This is a genomic window from Actinomadura chokoriensis, assembly GCF_039529475.1.
In the GTDB taxonomy this organism is placed as follows: Bacteria; Actinomycetota; Actinomycetes; order Streptosporangiales; family Streptosporangiaceae; genus Spirillospora; species Spirillospora bangladeshensis.
On sequence record NZ_BAAAMW010000012.1, the window covers coordinates 239,278 to 254,593 of the forward strand.

27 protein-coding genes are annotated in these 15,316 nt (G+C 68.8%); 2 read left to right on the top strand and 25 right to left on the bottom strand.

Annotated features, from left to right (window positions below; genetic code table 11):
* Positions 1 to 200: 200 nt before the first annotated feature.
* The 7 genes from rplQ to infA form a co-directional block, all read right to left on the bottom strand.
* On the bottom strand, positions 201 to 743 hold the full coding sequence (gene rplQ, locus ABFX46_RS25530) for a 50S ribosomal protein L17 (RefSeq protein WP_346045851.1): 543 nt from the start codon (positions 741 to 743) through the stop codon (positions 201 to 203).
* A gap of 96 nt (positions 744 to 839) precedes the next feature.
* Positions 840 to 1,853, bottom strand: a complete 1,014-nt coding sequence (locus ABFX46_RS25535; protein ID WP_163057140.1) for a DNA-directed RNA polymerase subunit alpha — start codon at positions 1,851 to 1,853, stop codon at positions 840 to 842.
* 107 nt (positions 1,854 to 1,960) lie between these two features.
* A complete protein-coding gene (rpsD, locus tag ABFX46_RS25540; protein WP_346045853.1) occupies positions 1,961 to 2,587 on the bottom strand; it encodes a 30S ribosomal protein S4 in 627 nt (208 codons plus the stop codon).
* A gap of 20 nt (positions 2,588 to 2,607) precedes the next feature.
* The gene (rpsK, locus tag ABFX46_RS25545) at positions 2,608 to 3,009 is read right to left on the bottom strand and encodes a 30S ribosomal protein S11 (RefSeq protein ID WP_021596710.1); all 402 of its coding nucleotides are present in this window, start codon (positions 3,007 to 3,009) and stop codon (positions 2,608 to 2,610) included.
* Positions 3,010 to 3,057: 48 nt separating this feature from the next.
* Positions 3,058 to 3,438 carry a 30S ribosomal protein S13 gene (gene rpsM, locus ABFX46_RS25550; RefSeq protein WP_067629442.1) on the bottom strand — a complete coding sequence of 127 codons (381 nt, stop codon included), beginning with the start codon at positions 3,436 to 3,438 and terminating at the stop codon, positions 3,058 to 3,060.
* Positions 3,439 to 3,626: 188 nt separating this feature from the next.
* Complete coding sequence (gene rpmJ, locus ABFX46_RS25555; RefSeq protein WP_021596712.1) at positions 3,627 to 3,740, bottom strand: 50S ribosomal protein L36; 114 nt, start codon at positions 3,738 to 3,740, stop codon at positions 3,627 to 3,629.
* 65 nt (positions 3,741 to 3,805) lie between these two features.
* Positions 3,806 to 4,027 carry a translation initiation factor IF-1 gene (gene infA, locus ABFX46_RS25560; RefSeq protein WP_067629441.1) on the bottom strand — a complete coding sequence of 74 codons (222 nt, stop codon included), beginning with the start codon at positions 4,025 to 4,027 and terminating at the stop codon, positions 3,806 to 3,808.
* Positions 4,028 to 4,287: 260 nt separating this feature from the next.
* Between infA and ABFX46_RS25565 the strand changes: the two genes are divergently transcribed.
* Positions 4,288 to 4,899 carry a hypothetical protein gene (locus ABFX46_RS25565; RefSeq protein WP_346045856.1) on the top strand — a complete coding sequence of 204 codons (612 nt, stop codon included), beginning with the start codon at positions 4,288 to 4,290 and terminating at the stop codon, positions 4,897 to 4,899.
* Between the two features lie 15 nt (positions 4,900 to 4,914).
* Here the strand turns inward: ABFX46_RS25565 and ABFX46_RS25570 are convergent, their stop codons facing one another.
* Complete coding sequence (locus tag ABFX46_RS25570) at positions 4,915 to 5,274, bottom strand: hypothetical protein (protein WP_346045858.1); 360 nt, start codon at positions 5,272 to 5,274, stop codon at positions 4,915 to 4,917.
* Positions 5,275 to 5,463: 189 nt separating this feature from the next.
* On the opposite strand from ABFX46_RS25570, the gene ABFX46_RS25575 reads away from it, so the two are divergent.
* The gene (locus ABFX46_RS25575; RefSeq protein ID WP_346045860.1) at positions 5,464 to 6,279 is read left to right on the top strand and encodes a phosphodiesterase; all 816 of its coding nucleotides are present in this window, start codon (positions 5,464 to 5,466) and stop codon (positions 6,277 to 6,279) included.
* Positions 6,280 to 6,327: 48 nt separating this feature from the next.
* Here the strand turns inward: ABFX46_RS25575 and ABFX46_RS25580 are convergent, their stop codons facing one another.
* From ABFX46_RS25580 to rplP, 17 genes are all read right to left on the bottom strand, one after another.
* A complete protein-coding gene (locus ABFX46_RS25580; protein ID WP_346045861.1) occupies positions 6,328 to 6,774 on the bottom strand; it encodes a DUF1707 SHOCT-like domain-containing protein in 447 nt (148 codons plus the stop codon).
* Positions 6,775 to 6,789: 15 nt separating this feature from the next.
* Positions 6,790 to 7,629, bottom strand: a complete 840-nt coding sequence (map, locus tag ABFX46_RS25585; RefSeq protein WP_346045888.1) for a type I methionyl aminopeptidase — start codon at positions 7,627 to 7,629, stop codon at positions 6,790 to 6,792.
* Between the two features lie 78 nt (positions 7,630 to 7,707).
* Positions 7,708 to 8,358 carry an adenylate kinase gene (locus ABFX46_RS25590; protein WP_131942736.1) on the bottom strand — a complete coding sequence of 217 codons (651 nt, stop codon included), beginning with the start codon at positions 8,356 to 8,358 and terminating at the stop codon, positions 7,708 to 7,710.
* Positions 8,358 to 9,656 (bottom strand): preprotein translocase subunit SecY, encoded by a 1,299-nt coding sequence (gene secY / locus ABFX46_RS25595; protein ID WP_428831307.1) that lies wholly within the window; start codon positions 9,654 to 9,656, stop codon positions 8,358 to 8,360. Before secY ends, ABFX46_RS25590 begins: the two co-directional genes overlap by 1 nt.
* Positions 9,657 to 9,885: 229 nt before the next feature.
* Positions 9,886 to 10,362, bottom strand: coding sequence for a 50S ribosomal protein L15 (rplO, locus tag ABFX46_RS25600; protein ID WP_346045864.1), 477 nt, complete (start codon positions 10,360 to 10,362; stop codon positions 9,886 to 9,888).
* Position 10,363: 1 nt separating this feature from the next.
* The gene (rpmD, locus tag ABFX46_RS25605; protein ID WP_021596720.1) at positions 10,364 to 10,546 is read right to left on the bottom strand and encodes a 50S ribosomal protein L30; all 183 of its coding nucleotides are present in this window, start codon (positions 10,544 to 10,546) and stop codon (positions 10,364 to 10,366) included.
* The gene (gene rpsE / locus ABFX46_RS25610; protein ID WP_386874519.1) at positions 10,543 to 11,163 is read right to left on the bottom strand and encodes a 30S ribosomal protein S5; all 621 of its coding nucleotides are present in this window, start codon (positions 11,161 to 11,163) and stop codon (positions 10,543 to 10,545) included. The genes rpmD and rpsE overlap by 4 nt, the downstream gene beginning before the upstream one ends.
* A 31-nt stretch (positions 11,164 to 11,194) precedes the next feature.
* Complete coding sequence (gene rplR / locus ABFX46_RS25615) at positions 11,195 to 11,581, bottom strand: 50S ribosomal protein L18 (RefSeq protein ID WP_346045866.1); 387 nt, start codon at positions 11,579 to 11,581, stop codon at positions 11,195 to 11,197.
* Positions 11,582 to 11,583: 2 nt separating this feature from the next.
* Positions 11,584 to 12,120, bottom strand: coding sequence for a 50S ribosomal protein L6 (gene rplF / locus ABFX46_RS25620; RefSeq protein ID WP_163057148.1), 537 nt, complete (start codon positions 12,118 to 12,120; stop codon positions 11,584 to 11,586).
* Between the two features lie 16 nt (positions 12,121 to 12,136).
* On the bottom strand, positions 12,137 to 12,535 hold the full coding sequence (gene rpsH / locus ABFX46_RS25625) for a 30S ribosomal protein S8 (RefSeq protein ID WP_346045868.1): 399 nt from the start codon (positions 12,533 to 12,535) through the stop codon (positions 12,137 to 12,139).
* Between the two features lie 145 nt (positions 12,536 to 12,680).
* Positions 12,681 to 12,866 (bottom strand): type Z 30S ribosomal protein S14, encoded by a 186-nt coding sequence (locus ABFX46_RS25630; protein WP_018657585.1) that lies wholly within the window; start codon positions 12,864 to 12,866, stop codon positions 12,681 to 12,683.
* Between the two features lie 7 nt (positions 12,867 to 12,873).
* On the bottom strand, positions 12,874 to 13,449 hold the full coding sequence (gene rplE, locus ABFX46_RS25635; RefSeq protein WP_346045870.1) for a 50S ribosomal protein L5: 576 nt from the start codon (positions 13,447 to 13,449) through the stop codon (positions 12,874 to 12,876).
* 5 nt (positions 13,450 to 13,454) lie between these two features.
* A complete protein-coding gene (gene rplX, locus ABFX46_RS25640; protein ID WP_346045872.1) occupies positions 13,455 to 13,763 on the bottom strand; it encodes a 50S ribosomal protein L24 in 309 nt (102 codons plus the stop codon).
* Positions 13,763 to 14,131, bottom strand: coding sequence for a 50S ribosomal protein L14 (gene rplN / locus ABFX46_RS25645; protein WP_067629407.1), 369 nt, complete (start codon positions 14,129 to 14,131; stop codon positions 13,763 to 13,765). Before rplN ends, rplX begins: the two co-directional genes overlap by 1 nt.
* 97 nt (positions 14,132 to 14,228) lie before the next feature.
* Positions 14,229 to 14,501 (bottom strand): 30S ribosomal protein S17, encoded by a 273-nt coding sequence (gene rpsQ / locus ABFX46_RS25650; RefSeq protein WP_131942729.1) that lies wholly within the window; start codon positions 14,499 to 14,501, stop codon positions 14,229 to 14,231.
* Positions 14,498 to 14,740, bottom strand: a complete 243-nt coding sequence (rpmC, locus tag ABFX46_RS25655) for a 50S ribosomal protein L29 (protein ID WP_131942728.1) — start codon at positions 14,738 to 14,740, stop codon at positions 14,498 to 14,500. Before rpmC ends, rpsQ begins: the two co-directional genes overlap by 4 nt.
* On the bottom strand, positions 14,740 to 15,159 hold the full coding sequence (gene rplP, locus ABFX46_RS25660; RefSeq protein WP_346045874.1) for a 50S ribosomal protein L16: 420 nt from the start codon (positions 15,157 to 15,159) through the stop codon (positions 14,740 to 14,742). The genes rpmC and rplP overlap by 1 nt, the downstream gene beginning before the upstream one ends.
* Between the last annotated feature and the right edge of the window lie 157 nt (positions 15,160 to 15,316).

The window sequence follows — 15,316 nt, forward strand, 5'->3', positions numbered from 1 at the left end:
GTCCTTCTGCAACGTTCGTCGTCCGATCCACCCGATGATCCGCGGTCATCGGGCACTCCCCTGACACGCTCCCCGGTGAATCGTCGCCCTCCTGACCTGACCATGCGGTCCAGTCTGGCAAAGATCAAGGCCCACCGCCTGCTCCAGGCGGTGGGCCCTGACGAATGTCGAGCAAACGCTTGCCCAGTTCGCGCGGCGAACTACTCCTTGCCGCCCTCGTCCTTGGCGTCCGCCTCGGCCTCGGCGCCGTCGGCCTTCGTGTCCTCGGCCTTGGAGGCCTCGGGCTCGTCGACGTCGGCGGCGGCCTTGCTGAGGGTGACGTCGCCCTCGGCGGGCAGCTCGGCCTCGCTCACCTTCGGCGCCTTGCCGCCGGTGGCGGCCGCCATCGGCTCCGTCACCAGTTCGATGATCGCCATGGGGGCGTTGTCCCCCTTGCGGGGGCCGATCTTGGTGATGCGGGTGTAGCCGCCCGGACGGGTCTCGAAGCTCGGCGCGATCTCGGTGAAGAGCGCGTGCACGACGCTCTTGTCGCGGATCGTGCGGGCCACGAGGCGGCGGTTGTGCAGGTCGCCCTTCTTCGCCTTCGTGATCAGCTTCTCCGCGAGCGGACGCACCCGCCGGGCCTTGGCCTCGGTCGTGGTGATGCGGCCGTGCTCGAACAGCGCCGTCGCCAGGTTCGCCAGGATCAGCTTCTGGTGCGCTGCGCCGCCGCCGAGGCGGGCGCCCTTGGTGGGCTGGGGCATCGTGGTTCCTTCCTGCACCGGCCGTACCAGGTACCGGTGTCAGCTGGTTCCGGTCCGGCCGGGGAACCGTGCCCCCGGCCGTCCGGAATCGGGTTTCTAGTACTGCTCGGTCTCGGCGTAGCTCGTGTCGTCGTCGCTGTAGGAGTCCGCCGCCGCGCTCGGGTCGAACCCGGGCGGGGAGTCCTTCAGCGAGAGGCCCATGTCGTTGAGCTTCTGCTTGACCTCTTCTATGGACTTGGCGCCGAAGTTGCGGATGTCGAGCAGGTCCTGCTCGGAGCGGGCGACGAGCTCGCCCACCGAGTGGATGCCCTCGCGCTTCAGGCAGTTGTAGGAGCGGACCGTGAGGTTCAGCTCCTCGATCGGCAGGGCCAGGTCCGCGGCGAGCGCGGCGTCCGTCGGGGACGGGCCCATGTCGATGCCCTCGGCCTCGACGTTGAGCTCCCGGGCCAGCCCGAACAGCTCGACGAGGGTCTTGCCGGCGGACGCGACCGCGTCGCGCGGCAGCATCGCCTGCTTGGTCTCCACGTCCAGGATGAGGCGGTCGAAGTCGGTGCGCTGCTCGACTCGGGTCGCCTCGACCTTGTAGGTGACCTTCAGCACGGGCGAGTAGATGGAGTCGATCGGGATCCGGCCGATCTCCTGGCCCGGCTGCTTGTTCTGCGCGGCGGAGACGTAGCCGCGGCCGCGCTCGACCGTGAGCTCCATCTCCAGCTTGGCCTTGTTGTTCAGCGTGGCGATGTGGAGGTCCGGGTTGTGGACCTCGACGCCAGCCGGCGGCGCGATGTCGGCCGCGGTCACCTCGCCCGGGCCCTGCTTGCGCAGGTACATGACCACGGGCTCGTCGTGCTCGGACGAGACGACGAGCTCCTTGAGGTTCAGGATGATGTCGGTGACATCCTCCTTGACCCCGGGCACGGTGGAGAACTCGTGCAGGACGCCCTCGATGCGGATGCTGGTGACGGCCGCACCGGGGATCGAGGAGAGCAGGGTACGACGCAGCGAGTTGCCGATCGTGTAGCCGAAGCCCGGCTCCAGCGGCTCGATGGTGAACCGCGACCGGTACTCGTCGACCTGCTCTTCGGTGAGAGTGGGACGCTGAGCGATGAGCATGGTGGTGCCTTCTTTCCGCGGTGCCCGCTATTTGACGACCGCGTTCCGGAGTGTTCCCCGTCCCGCCGGGATCCCACGTGGAGACCCCGGCGGGACGGCGTGAGCCGCTACTTGGAGTAGAGCTCGACGATCAGCTGCTCCTGGACGGGAGCTTCGATCTGCTGCCGGACGGGCAGCGAGTGCACGAGGATGCGCATCTTCTCGCCGTCGACCCCGAGCCACGCGGGAACCGGGCGCTCGCCGATCTCGGCCTTGGCGACCTGGAACGGCGTCGACTCCAGCGACTTGGGCTTGACGTCGATGATGTCGGCCTCGTCCACCAGCGCCGACGGGATGTTGACCTTCTTCCCGTTGACGCGGATGTGGCCGTGCCGGATGAGCTGGCGCGCCATGTCGCGGGACTTGGCGAAGCCGCCCCGGTAGACGACGTTGTCGAGCCGGCGCTCCAGGAGGGCGAGCAGGTTGTCGCCCGTCTTGCCCTGCTGGCGGTTGGCCTCGACGTAGTAGTTGTGGAACTGCCGCTCCAGCACGCCGTAGATGCGACGCGCCTTCTGCTTCTCGCGGAGCTGCAGCAGGTACTCGGTCTCCTTCGGCCGACCGCGACCGTGCTCACCCGGCGGGTAGGGACGGATCTCGATCGGGCACTTCGGGCCCATGCACTTGCTGCCCTTGAGGAACAGCTTCATCTTCTCGCGGCGGCAGAGCTTGCAGTCCGCACCGGTGTAACGAGCCATTGTTCTAGATCTCCCCTGCCTCAGACCCGGCGACGCTTGGGCGGGCGGCAGCCGTTGTGCGGAACGGGCGTGACGTCCTGGATCGAGCCCACCTCGAGGCCGGTCGCCTGCAGCGACCGGATGGCGGTCTCGCGGCCCGAGCCCGGGCCCTTCACGAAGACGTCGACCTTGCGCATGCCGTGCTCCATCGCGCGCCGGGCGGCGGCCTCGGCGGCCTGCTGCGCGGCGAACGGGGTGGACTTGCGCGAGCCCTTGAAACCGACGTGGCCCGAGGAGGCCCAGGAGATCACGTTCCCGTTGGGGTCGGTGATCGAGACGATCGTGTTGTTGAACGTGCTCTTGATGTGGGCGTGCCCGTGAGCGACGTTCTTCTTTTCCTTGCGGCGCACCTTCTTGGCGCCGACACGGCTCTTAGGAGGCATGTGCTCTCTCTACTCTTGAGGTCATCGATCCGGAGGACCGACTCCGGACTACTTCTTGCCGGCCTTCTTCTTGCCGGCCACGGTCTTCTTCTTGCCCTTGCGGGTGCGCGCGTTGGTCTGCGTGCGCTGACCGTGGACCGGAAGCCCGCGGCGGTGCCGGATGCCCTGGTAGCACCCGATCTCGATCTTGCGGCGGATGTCCGCCTGGACCTCGCGGCGAAGGTCACCCTCGATCTTGTAGTTCGCCTCGATCCAGTCGCGGAGCTTGATCAGCTCGTCGTCGCCGAGCTGGTGCACCCGCATATCGCCGCTGACGCCGGTACCCGCCAGGGTCTCCAGCGCCCGCGTCCGGCCGATGCCGAAGATGTAGGTGAGAGCGACCTCCAAGCGCTTTTCGCGCGGGAGGTCGACGCCGAGGAGGCGTGCCATGTGGGCAGTTCCCTTCATAGTGCGGAGGTATGGACGCACCGCGTCCGCACACACCCTGCCCGGGTGGCGGCCCCGGCCTCCGACGAACCGAGGGTGGTCCTCCACACGACGCTGCCGTACGAACCCGTCAAGGGACTCGTACGGCGACGCGTGCGGAGGCTGCGATGCGCTTGTCTGGTTGGTGAGCGTCAGCCCTGACGCTGCTTGTGGCGCGGGTCGGAGCAGATGACCATGACCCGGCCGTGCCGGCGGATGACGCGGCACTTGTTGCAGATCTTCTTGACGCTCGGCTTGACCTTCACTGGGTCTCCTAGAGATAAGGGTCACCCCCGCGCCGCCACGCACGGGGAAGGCAACCCCAGTGGGATTACTTGTAGCGGTAGACGATCCGACCGCGCGTGAGGTCGTAGGGGCTCAGCTCCACAACGACGCGGTCGTCCGGCAGGATCCGGATGTAGTGCATCCGCATCTTGCCGCTGATGTGGGCGAGCACCTTGTGCCCGTTCTCGAGCTCCACCCGGAACATGGCGTTCGGGAGGGACTCGATGACGGTGCCCTCGATCTCGATGGCCCCTTCTTTCTTGGGCATGTCCTCCGCGCTTCACTGATCGGCTCATTGGACGCGGCCCGGCTCTCCAGAGGAGAATCGACCGCAACCCACCACGACGCGGCAGCGTCGGAAACGGGGAATCAGGCGGTCGGCGACGGACCGACATAGGAGTCTACGTCAACCGGACGCGCAATGCGAAATCGGCGCACGCCACGGGTCCGGAGACTGCTCCCGATACAAGCATACATCGCCTGCGCGTTGTACCTTTCCAGGAGTAGAGACGTCAGAGGAGGGTCAGCATGCCGAGCTATGACTTCGCGCTGATCCTCAGCCGTCCCCTCTACGAGGACGAGCTCGACCCGCTGTTCGACCGCACCCACGGCGCGGTCACGGTATCGATCATCAGCGAGCCGCAGCACGCCGACCGTCCTCCAGCCCCCGCCCACCACCATTCGAACGACGAGCTCCGCTCGGCCGACCGGCTGGGCAACGCCTCGTGCTCGTGGACGGGCCCCACCCTCGCCGCCGCGATCATGGACGTGGTCGGGCACGTCGAGGAGAGCGCGCCCGGCCTGCACGTCCTGCAGGTCGAGGCCGACCCGCTGCTGACCATCCGCGACATCGCCGAGCGGGTCGGCCGCTCGCTCGACTCCGTCCGGCACGCGATCACCGGCGCGCGCGGCGCGACCGGCTTCCCGCCCTCGGAGATGTCCACCGCCAGCCACCGGCTGTGGCGCTGGTCCAAGGTGGCCGCCTTCTACGGGCTGGACGACCCGCAGCTCGTCGAGGCCAAGCCGACCGTCCAGGCGATCAACGGCTGGCTCGCCCTCCGCGACGTCGTCCCCGACGTGGCCCCGGCACCCGAAGAGGTCACCTCGGCCCTGTCCCTGGTCATCCCGCATGTGGCCTGAGCGGCGCTGAGGCGTTCACCAGCCGGACGGGCACCGGGACGGGTTCGGTTCCACGTTCGCGAACCAGACGGACGCGATGACGCGGCCGTCCGAGAGGCGGTGCCTGTCCGGGCCGAGCGTGGGGTCGAGGCCCGCGCGCCACAGCGAGTGGACGCTCGCCAGGTTCTCCGGCTCGGCCCCCGCGCGCACCTCGCCGAAGTGCAGGTGCCGGTGCGCGAGCGCGAGGCCCGCGGTGATCAGCTCGGCGCCGGTGGCGGCGATGCGGCGCAGGTCCGACCGGGTCGCGGTGCGGAACACCAGTCGGGGGGTACGGATCACGTGCCGGCCGCCGGCGCAGCCCCGGACGGCCCCGTACGCGCGCTGCCGCATCTCCATGCGCTTCCCTCCGCCGTGGTCCGCCGCCGAGCAAGGTAGCGGGCGGGGGCGAGGCACGGAAGAGGCCCGTATGTCGTTATCCACGCAGTGGAGTCGACAGCCGGGCGGGCGGACGCGAAGATCGTCGGGGGGACGCGGCCGGGGTGGCCGGCAGGGGGCCGTGATGTGCTTGGGGCAAGGGGAGAATCGATGGCGATCATCGCGCAGCTGAGCGACATCCATCTGGCGGCCGGGCGGGACGGCGAGGTGGACGACGGCTCCGGGCCGGTGCGCGCGTTGCGGTCCGCCGTGTCGAGCCTCCTCGCGCTGCCCGCGCGGCCCGACGCGGTCGTCCTCACCGGCGACCTCGCCGACGCCGGGCTGCCCGCCGAGTACGCGCGGCTGCACGCGCTGCTGTCCCCGCTGCCGATGGCCGTCTACCCCATGTGCGGCAACCACGACGACCGCGACGAGATGCGCAAGGCGTTCGACGACCACCCGGCGGTCGCGGCCACCGGGACGGCGCCGCGGGCGCCCGTCCAGTACGCCGTCGACATCGCGGGGGTGCGGCTGATCTGCTGCGACACCACGGTGGACGGCCATCCGCACGGGCACATGAGCGAGGAGCGGCTCGGCTGGCTGGAGGAGATGCTGCGGGCCGCGCCCGACACGCCGACCGTCATCGCCACGCACCATCCGCCGTACCCGATCGGGATGCGGTTCATCGACGACCTGCGGTTCGTCGACCCGGCCGGGTTCGCGTCCGTGGTCTCCCGGCACCCGCAGGTCGTGCGGATCATCTCCGGGCACGTCCACCGCGCGTCGGTCGGGTCGCTCGCCGGGCGGGTCAGCACCACCTGCCCGAGCACCTACCGGCAGCTGTTCCTCGACCTCACCAAGCAGGGCCGCGCCGCCGTCACCGGGGAGCCGGCCGGGTTCGCCCTGCACCTCATCGGCGCGGACGGCACCGCCACCACGCACTTCGCCCCGACCGGCAACTACCGGCCGCTCATGGACGTGGAGTAGGCCGTCGAGCAGGCTCTGGAGCAGGCCGTCGAGCGGGACGCGGCGGGCTCAGTCCTCGCCGTGCCGGTCGCCGAAGATCGTCCGCATCAGCAGGATCGCGCCCCACGGCCCCGCCACCCAGATCCACCACGGGTACACCGCGCCGGTCGTCACCAGGACGATCAGCCAGACGGTGAAGTTGATCGCGCTGACCGTCGCCCACGCGCCCCACATCGCCTTCGTGCCGCGGACGTCGAGGTCCCGGGAGGGGGACTTCGCCGCGGACGCGGTGCTCTTCGGCTGCGAGGCCGGGACGGGCAGCTGGTAGAGGTCCTCCTCCGGCAGGTCGGCGGTGATCTCCTGGAGGTCGCCGAGGGTCTTGGACCCGTACACCGAGTCGAGCCGCTCCTGCAGCTCGTCCATCGTGATCCGGCCGAGCGCGCAGTGCTCGCGCAGGCTCGCGGCCACCCGGTCGCGGTCGGCGTCCGAGGCCCGGATGTCAGGGTTCGGCGCCATCGTTCCTCCGGCTTCTCAGGACGGGCTGTCCATTCCATTCTGCGTGGCCGGACCGAGCTTCTGGAACCATTCGCGCCCCTCGTCCACGGCGGTCAGGACGCGGGGGCCGTCCGCGGTGACCGCGAACGTGTGCTCGAAGTGCGCCGAGTACCGCCCGTCGGCCGTCACGACCGTCCAGCCGTCGTCCAGTTCGAGGGTCTCCTTGGTGCCGAGGTTCACCATCGGCTCCACCGCGAAGCACATCCCGGGCTCCAGGACGGGGCCGTGCCCGGCCGCGCCGTGGTTGGGGATCAGCGGGTCCATGTGCATCTCGGTCCCGATGCCGTGCCCGCCGTAGCCCTCGACGATGCCGTAGCGGCCCTGAGAGCGGATGTAAGCCTCGATCGCGTGCGACATGTCCGTCAGGTGCGCCCCGGCGGTTCCGGCCGCGAGACCGCGCCACAGGGACGTCTCGGTGACGTCCAGCAGCGTGCGCAGCTCGTCGGTGATCTCCCCGACCGGGACGGTGACGGCGGCGTCGCCGTGCCAGCCCTCCACGATCGCGCCGCAGTCGATGGAGATGACGTCGCCGTCCCGCAGGACCTTGTCGCCGCGCGGGATGCCGTGGACGATCTCCTCGTTGATCGACGCGCAGATCGTCCCGGTGAAGCCGTGGTAGCCCTTGAAGGACGGGATGCCGCCGTTGTCGCGGATGTGCCGCTCGGCGAGCGTGTCGAGGTCCAGGGTGGTGATCCCCGGCTTCACCGCGTCGCGCAGCAGCTCCAGCGTCCGGCCGACGAGCAGCCCCGCCGCCCGCATCAGCTCGATCTGCTCGGCGGTCTTCATCTGGATGGTGGGCCTACGCCGTTTGAACATCATTTCCCCCTGCACCGGGTCAGCCGCCGCCGGGCGGGCGCGGGACCCCGGCAATACGGGGGGCCCGCGCCCGCGCCGTCACTTCTCCAGCGGGCGCAGCGCGTCCAGAGCGCGCTTGGTGACCTCTTCGACCGGACCCGTGGCGTCGATGCCGACGAGGATGTTCTCGTCGGCGTAGAACTGCACCAGCGGGGCCGTGTCGTGCCGGTACACCTCCAGGCGGTGCATGACGACCTCTTCCTTGTCGTCGTCGCGCTGGAACAGGCGGCCGCCGCAGTCGTCGCAGATGTCGTCCTGCTTGTCGTCGAAGTCGACGTGCCAGATCCGGCCGCACTGGTCGCAGGTGCGCCGGCCCGACAGCCGCCGGACGACCTCGTCCTCGTCGACGACGAGCTCCAGGACGATGTCGAGGCGCGCGTCCCACTCGGCGAGGATCTTCTTCAGCGTCTCCGCCTGCGGGACGTTGCGCGGGAACCCGTCCAGCAGGAACCCGTCGCGGGCGTCGTCCTCGCCCAGCCGGTCGCGCACCATCGCGATCGTGACCTCGTCCGGGACGAGGTCGCCGCGATCCATGTACTGCTTCGCCTGCAGGCCGAGTTCGGTCCCGCCGCTCACGTTGGCACGGAAGATGTCACCTGTCGAGATTTTCGGGACCGACAGATGAGATGCGATGAACTGGGCCTGCGTCCCCTTGCCCGCTCCCGGGGGGCCCACCAGCACGATACGCACTACCGGAGGAAGCCCTCGTAGTTGCGCTGCTGCAGCTGACTCTCGATCTGCTTCACGGTATCCAGTCCGACGCCGACGACGATGAGGATGCTCGCGCCGCCGAAGGGGAACTCCCCGGCCGCGTTCAGGAGTGCGAACGCCACCATCGGGATCAGGGACACGAGCCCCAGGTACAGCGCACCGGGTGTGGTGATCCGGGTCAGCACGAAGTCGAGGTATTCGGCGGTCGGCCGACCAGGACGGATACCTGGGATGAATCCACCATACTTCTTCATGTTGTCGGCGACTTCAGTGGGGTTGAAGGTGATCGCCACGTAGAAGTACGTGAAGAAGATGATCAGGACGAAGTAGAACCCCATGTGCCAGGCGTTGTCCTGCTGCAGGTACGGCTGGAGCTTCTGCAGCCACTTGGTGTTGGGCCACAGCTGCGTGGCCAGGATCGGCAGGTAGACCAGCGACGACGCGAAGATGATCGGGATGATGCCGGCCTGGTTCACCTTCAGCGGGATGTAGGTCGACGTCCCGCCGTACATGCGCCGTCCGACCATCCGCTTGGCGTACTGGACGGGGATCCGGCGCTGCGCCTGCTCGACGAACACGACGCCCGCCATGATGGCCATGCCGACGATGATGACCATCGCGAAGACGAAGCCGTTCTTGGCCTTGTAGATGCCCCAGAACTGGGCGGGGAAGACCGCCACCACCTGGGTGAAGATCAGGACCGACATGCCGTTGCCGACGCCGCGGTCGGTCATCAGCTCGCCCAGCCACATGATGACGGTCGTGCCCGCGACCATGCAGATCACCATCGTGATGATCGGGAAGATGCTGGTCTCGTAGAGGATGTCGCCGCTGCCGGACACACCCTGGAAGAGCTGCCCGGTGCTCGCCATCGCCACAATGCCGGTGGCCTGCAGGATCGCCAGCCCGACCGTCAGGTAGCGGGTGTACTGGGTGATCTTCGTCGTCCCGGCCTGGCCCTCCTTCTTGAGGGCCTCCAGCCGGGGGATCACCACCACCAGCAGCTGCAGGATGATGCTCGCCGTGATGTACGGCATGATGCCCAGCGCGAAGATCGAGAGCTTGAGAAGCGCGCCACCGCTGAACAGGTCGACGAGGCCGTAGAGCTGGTTGCTCTCCTTGGCCGCGTCCGCGGTGTCCTTCAGCACCTTCACGTTCACGTTCGGGGTCGGGATGATCGACCCGATCCGGAACACCAGGATCATGAACAACGTGAAGAAGAGTTTTTTACGCAGGTCAGGCGTACGGAAAGCCCGAGCGAACGCGGTCAGCACCATTCCTCCTGCGTGACTGGCGGGTTCATCATGGCCAGCGAGGGGCCGGTTACAGGTCCATGAGGTCGGGCGGAGGATACCCGAGGAGACGCGTAAGTGCGCAATCTCACGCGAGTCGCCTTCGCCCGTGTGACTCTAACAGCAGATGACACCGGGGCCGCCCCGCCTTTCCCGGCGGCCTCACGGCCCCGGGCGGTAGGCGAGCACGGCCCCGGCATCGAAGTGCGCTTTCTTACAGCTCGTCGGTGGTTCCGCCGGCCGCGGCGATCTTCTCCTTCGCGGCACCGGAGAAGGCGTGCGCCTTCACCTGGACCGCGACCGAGATGTCGCCGGTGCCGAGGACCTTGACCGGACGGCCGCGGCGCACCGCGCCCTTGGCCGCCAGGTCGTCCGCGGTCACCTCGCCGCCCTCGGGGTAGAGCGCGGCGAGCTTGTCCAGGTTCACGACCTGGAACTCGACCCGGTTGGGGTTCTTGAAGCCCTTCAGCTTCGGCACCCGGCGGATGAGCGGCATCTGGCCGCCCTCGAACCCGACGGGAACGGTGCTGCGGGCCTTCGTGCCCTTGGTGCCGCGGCCCGCGGTCTTGCCCTTGGACGCCTCGCCGCGGCCCTTGCGGGTCTTGGCCTTGTTGGCGCCGGGGGCCGGACGCAGGTCGTGGACCTTGAGCGGGGTTCCCTCGGAGGTGTCCTTACCGAGATCAGCCGCCATGTCAGTCGACCTCCTCGACGGTGACCAGGTGCGCCACCGTCCGGATCATGCCGAGCACCTCGGGGCGGTCCTCGCGGACCACGCTCTGCCCGATCTTCTTCAGGCCGAGGGTGCGCAGCGTGTCACGCTGGTTCTGCTTCTCGCTGATCACGGACTTGGTCTGCGTGATCTTCAGGTTGCTCACGACGACGCCGCCTCCGCCCTGGGCTCGGAGCCCGCCGCGCGGGCGCGCAGCATGGCCGCGGGGGCGACGTCCTCGATCGGCAGGCCGCGCTTGGCCGCGATCTCCTCCGGACGCTTCAGCGACTTCAGCCCCGCGATCGTGGCGTGCACGATGTTGATGGCGTTGTCGCTGCCCAGCGACTTGCTCAGCACGTCGTGGATGCCGGCGGCCTCCAGGACGGCGCGCACCGGGCCACCGGCGATGACGCCGGTACCGGGGCTGGCCGGACGCAGCAGGACCTCGCCCGCCGCGTCCCGCGCCTGCACCAGGTGCGGGATGGTGCCCTGGATCCGCGGCACCTTGAAGAAGTGCTTCTTGGCCTCTTCGACGCCCTTGGCGATCGCCGCGGGCACCTCCTTGGCCTTGCCGTAGCCGACGCCGACGGTGCCGTTGCCGTCACCGACGATCACCAGGGCGGTGAAGCTGAAGCGACGCCCGCCCTTGACGACCTTGGCGACACGGTTGATCGCCACGACCTTCTCGATGTACGACTGGCCCTTGTCGGCGCCACCGCGGCGGTCGTCGCGGCGGTCGCGACGGTCGCCACCCTGACCGCCGCCACGCCTCTGCGCTGCCATCAGTGGTTCCTCTCGTTCTGGTTCAGGGCCGTCACAGCTCGAGGCCCCCTTCGCGCGCACCGTCCGCGACAGCGGCGATGCGGCCGTGGTACTTGTTGCCGCCGCGGTCGAACACCACCGCGTGGACGCCGGCCTCCTTGGCCCGCCGGGCCACGAGCTCGCCGACCTTGCGGGACTTGGCCGTCTTGTCGCCGGAGTCGGCGCGCAGGTCCGCCTCCATCGTCGACGCGCTGGCCAGCGTGTGGCCCTTGTCGTCGTCGATGACCTGGACGAACACGTGCCTGCTGGAGCGGGTCACGACCAGGCGAGGCCGCGCGGCGCTGCCCACGACCTTCTTGCGGACCCGCAGGTGCCGGCGCTTGCGGGACTTGGCCCGCGCCGACGTGGCCTTCGCGGCCAGGGTCTTGGTGCCTGCCATGACTACTTACCAGCCTTTCCGACCTTGCGCCGGATCTGCTCGCCCTCGTAGCGCACACCCTTGCCCTTGTAGGGGTCGGGCTTGCGCAGCTTGCGGATGCGGGCGGCGATCTCGCCGACGAGCTGCTTATCGATGCCCTCGACCGTCAGCTGCGTCGGCCGTTCGACCGTGAGCTTGATGCCCTCCGGCGCCTCGAACGGGATCGGGTGGCTGTAGCCGAGCGAGAACTCGACGTTCTGCCCCTTGGCCACCACCCGGTAGCCGACGCCCTGGATGACCAGGGTCTTCTTGTAGCCGTCGGTGACACCGACGACCATGTTGTTGATCAGCGTCCGGGTGAGCCCGTGCAGCCCGCGCACCTTGTTCATGTCGTTCGGCCGGGAGACGACGATCTTGCCGTCCTCCTGGCTGACCTCGATGGGCTCGGCGACGGTGTGCGACAGCGTGCCCTTCGGCCCCTTGACGGTGACCTCCCGGCCGTCGAGGCTCACCTCGACGCCGCTGGGCACGGTGATGGGAAGACGTCCGATACGAGACATTGTTCTGTACCTCCCCTCACCAGACGTAGGCGAGGACTTCCCCGCCCACGCCGCGCTTGCCCGCCTGACGGTCGGTCATCAGGCCGGAGGACGTCGAGATGATCGCGACGCCCAGTCCGCCCAGGACCCTCGGCAGGTTGTCCTTCTTCGCGTACACGCGCAGACCCGGCTTCGAGACGCGCTTGATGCCGGCGATCGAACGCTCGCGGGTCGGGCCGAACTTCAGCTCGATCACGAGCTCCTTGCCGACCTTGGCGTCCTGCACGCTCCAGCCCGAGATGTAGCCCTCCTGCTGGAGGATCTCGGCGATGTGCGCCTTGATCTTCGAGTACGGCATCGCCACCGAGTCGTGGTACGCCGAATTCGCGTTCCGCAGACGCGTCAGCATGTCTGCGATCGGGTCGGTCATCGTCATGGCCTACTGGCCCTCCCTCGCCACGGTTTCCTCGGGGTGATGCGTCCCGTGGACCTTTGGCGCGGTCGTGGGCGCCCTCTCGGGCGCCCGGCTGGTTATTACAGGCCGGTGTCCCGCCCCCCGGGGCACGCCCCGGGGGAGGCGGTCACCAGCTGGACTTGGTGATGCCGGGCAGCTCGCCGCGGTGCGCCATCTCGCGGAAGCACACGCGGCACAGGCCGAACTTCCGGTAGACGGAACGCGGGCGCCCGCAGCGCGAGCACCGAGTGTACGCGCGCACGCCGAACTTCGGCTTCCGCGCCGCCTTGGCGATCAGCGACTTCTTCGCCATATCGTGCTCAGCTCTCCTTGAAGGGGAAGCCCAGGAGCTTGAGCAGCGCCCGGCCCTCGTCGTCGGTCTTCGCGGTCGTCACGACCGTGATGTCCATGCCCCGCGTCCGGTCGACCTTGTCCGGGTCGACCTCGTGGAACATGACCTGCTCGGTCAGCCCGAAGGTGTAGTTGCCGTTGCCGTCGAACTGCTTCGGCGACAGGCCGCGGAAGTCGCGGATGCGGGGCAGCGCGGTGGCGAGCAGCCGGTCCAGGAACTCCCACATGCGGTCGCCGCGCAGCGTGGCGTGCGCGCCGATCGGCATGCCCTCGCGCAGCTTGAACTGCGCGATGGACTTGCGGGCCCGGTTGACCGCCGGCTTCTGGCCGGTGATCACCGACAGGTCGCGGACGGCGCCCTCGATCAGCTTGGCGTCCTTGGCCGCGTCGCCGACGCCCATGTTGACCACGATCTTGGTCAGCGTGGGGATCTGCATGACGTTGGCGTAGCCGAACTGCTCGCGCATCTGGCCCGCGATCTCCTCGCGGTAGCGGACCTTGAGGCGCGGCGTCGGGACGGGGCGCTCGGTGACGGTCTCGGTCATCGGTCTCAGATCTCCTTACCGCTACGGCGCGAGATCCGAACCTTCGTGCCGTCGTCGTTGGTGCGGTAACCGACCCGGACCGGCTTGCCGTCCTCGACGATCGCGACGTTGCTGACGTGCAGCGGCGCCTCGACCGTGACGCGGCCGCTGTCCTTGCCGGCACGCTGCTGGTCGGCCTTGATGTTCTTGGTGATGAGGTTGACGCCCTCGACGACGACGCGCTCGGCGCGCGGGTCGACGCGCAGGACCTTGCCCGTCGCGCCCTTGTCCTTGCCGGCGAGGACGATGACCTCGTCCCCCTTGCGGATCTTCATCAGAGCACCTCCGGCGCGAGCGAGATGATGCGCATGAACTTCTTCTCGCGCAGTTCGCGGCCCACCGGGCCGAAGATACGGGTGCCGCGGGGGTCGCCGCCGTCCCGGATCAGGACGGCGGCGTTCTCGTCGAAGCGGATGTAGGAGCCGTCCGGGCGCCGGCGCTCCTTGCGGGTGCGCACGACGACCGCCTTGACGACGTCACCCTTCTTCACGCCCGCGCCGGGAAGGGCGTCCTTCACCGTCGCGACGATGATGTCGCCGACTCCCGCGTAGCGCCGACCCGAGCCGCCGAGAACCCGGATGCAAAGGATCTCCTTCGCACCCGTGTTGTCGGCGACCTTGAGTCGCGACTCCTGCTGGATCACGTCAACTCCTGTTCGTCACACCGGTTCTGCACCGGACCTCGTCCGGCCAGCCTGGTGGAACCAGTCATGTACATTGCGGGGCTCGCGCCCCGCGGGCCTACTTGGCCTTCTCGAGGATCTCCACCACGCGCCACCGCTTGGTGGCCGACAGCGGTCGGGTCTCCATGAGCCGGACGCGGTCGCCCACGCCGCACTCGTTGCCCTCGTCGTGCGCCTTGTAGTTCTTGGTGCGGCGGATCACCTTGTGGTACCGGCGGTGGGTCACGCGGTCCTCGACGGACACGACCACGGTCTTGTCCATCTTGTCGCTGACCACGAGGCCTTCCAGCACCTTGCGGCTGGTCCGCTTCTCCGTCTGCTGCTCGGTCATTCGTTGCCCTCCGCGGCGTCCTCGGCGACCGTGACGATGCCGAGCTCGCGCTCCCGCATCACCGTGTAGATGCGGGCGATCTCGCGCTTGACGGTGCGCAGCCGCCCGTGGCTCTCAAGCTGGCCGGTGGCGGCCTGGAAGCGGAGGTTGAACAGCTCCTCCTTGGCCTCCTTGAGCTTGGTGACCAGGACGTCCTCGGGCTCGGTCCGCAGGTCGTCGGCGGTAAGACCCTTGGCCATCAGGACTCACCCACCTCTCGCTTGACGATCTTGCACTTCATCGGCAGCTTGTGGATCGCGCGCGTGAGGGCCTCCCGGGCGATGCGCTCGTCCGGGTAGGAGATCTCGAAGAGCACGCGGCCCGGCTTCACGTTGGCCACCCACCACTCGACGGAGCCCTTACCGGAGCCCATGCGGGTCTCGGCGGGCTTCTTGGTCAGCGGGCGGTCCGGGAAGATGTTGATCCAGACCTTGCCGCCGCGCTTGATGTGGCGGGTCATCGCGATACGCGCGGCCTCGATCTGCCGGTTCGTCACGTACGCGGCCTCGACGGCCTGGATGCCGTACTCGCCGAACGTCACCCTCGTGCCGCCCTTGGCCATGCCACGGCGCGTCGGGTGGTGCTGCTTGCGGTGCTTGACCTTGCGAGGGATCAGCATCGGTTACTCAGCTCCCCTCACCCTGCGGAGCAGCCTCGGCCTCCGGGGCCGGCTGCTCGGAAACCTGCTTCTGCTCGGCGCCGCCGCGGGCCTCGCCGCCGCGGGCACCTCCGCGCTCGCCGCCGCGGCCGCCATCGCCGCCGCGACCGCCGCCGCG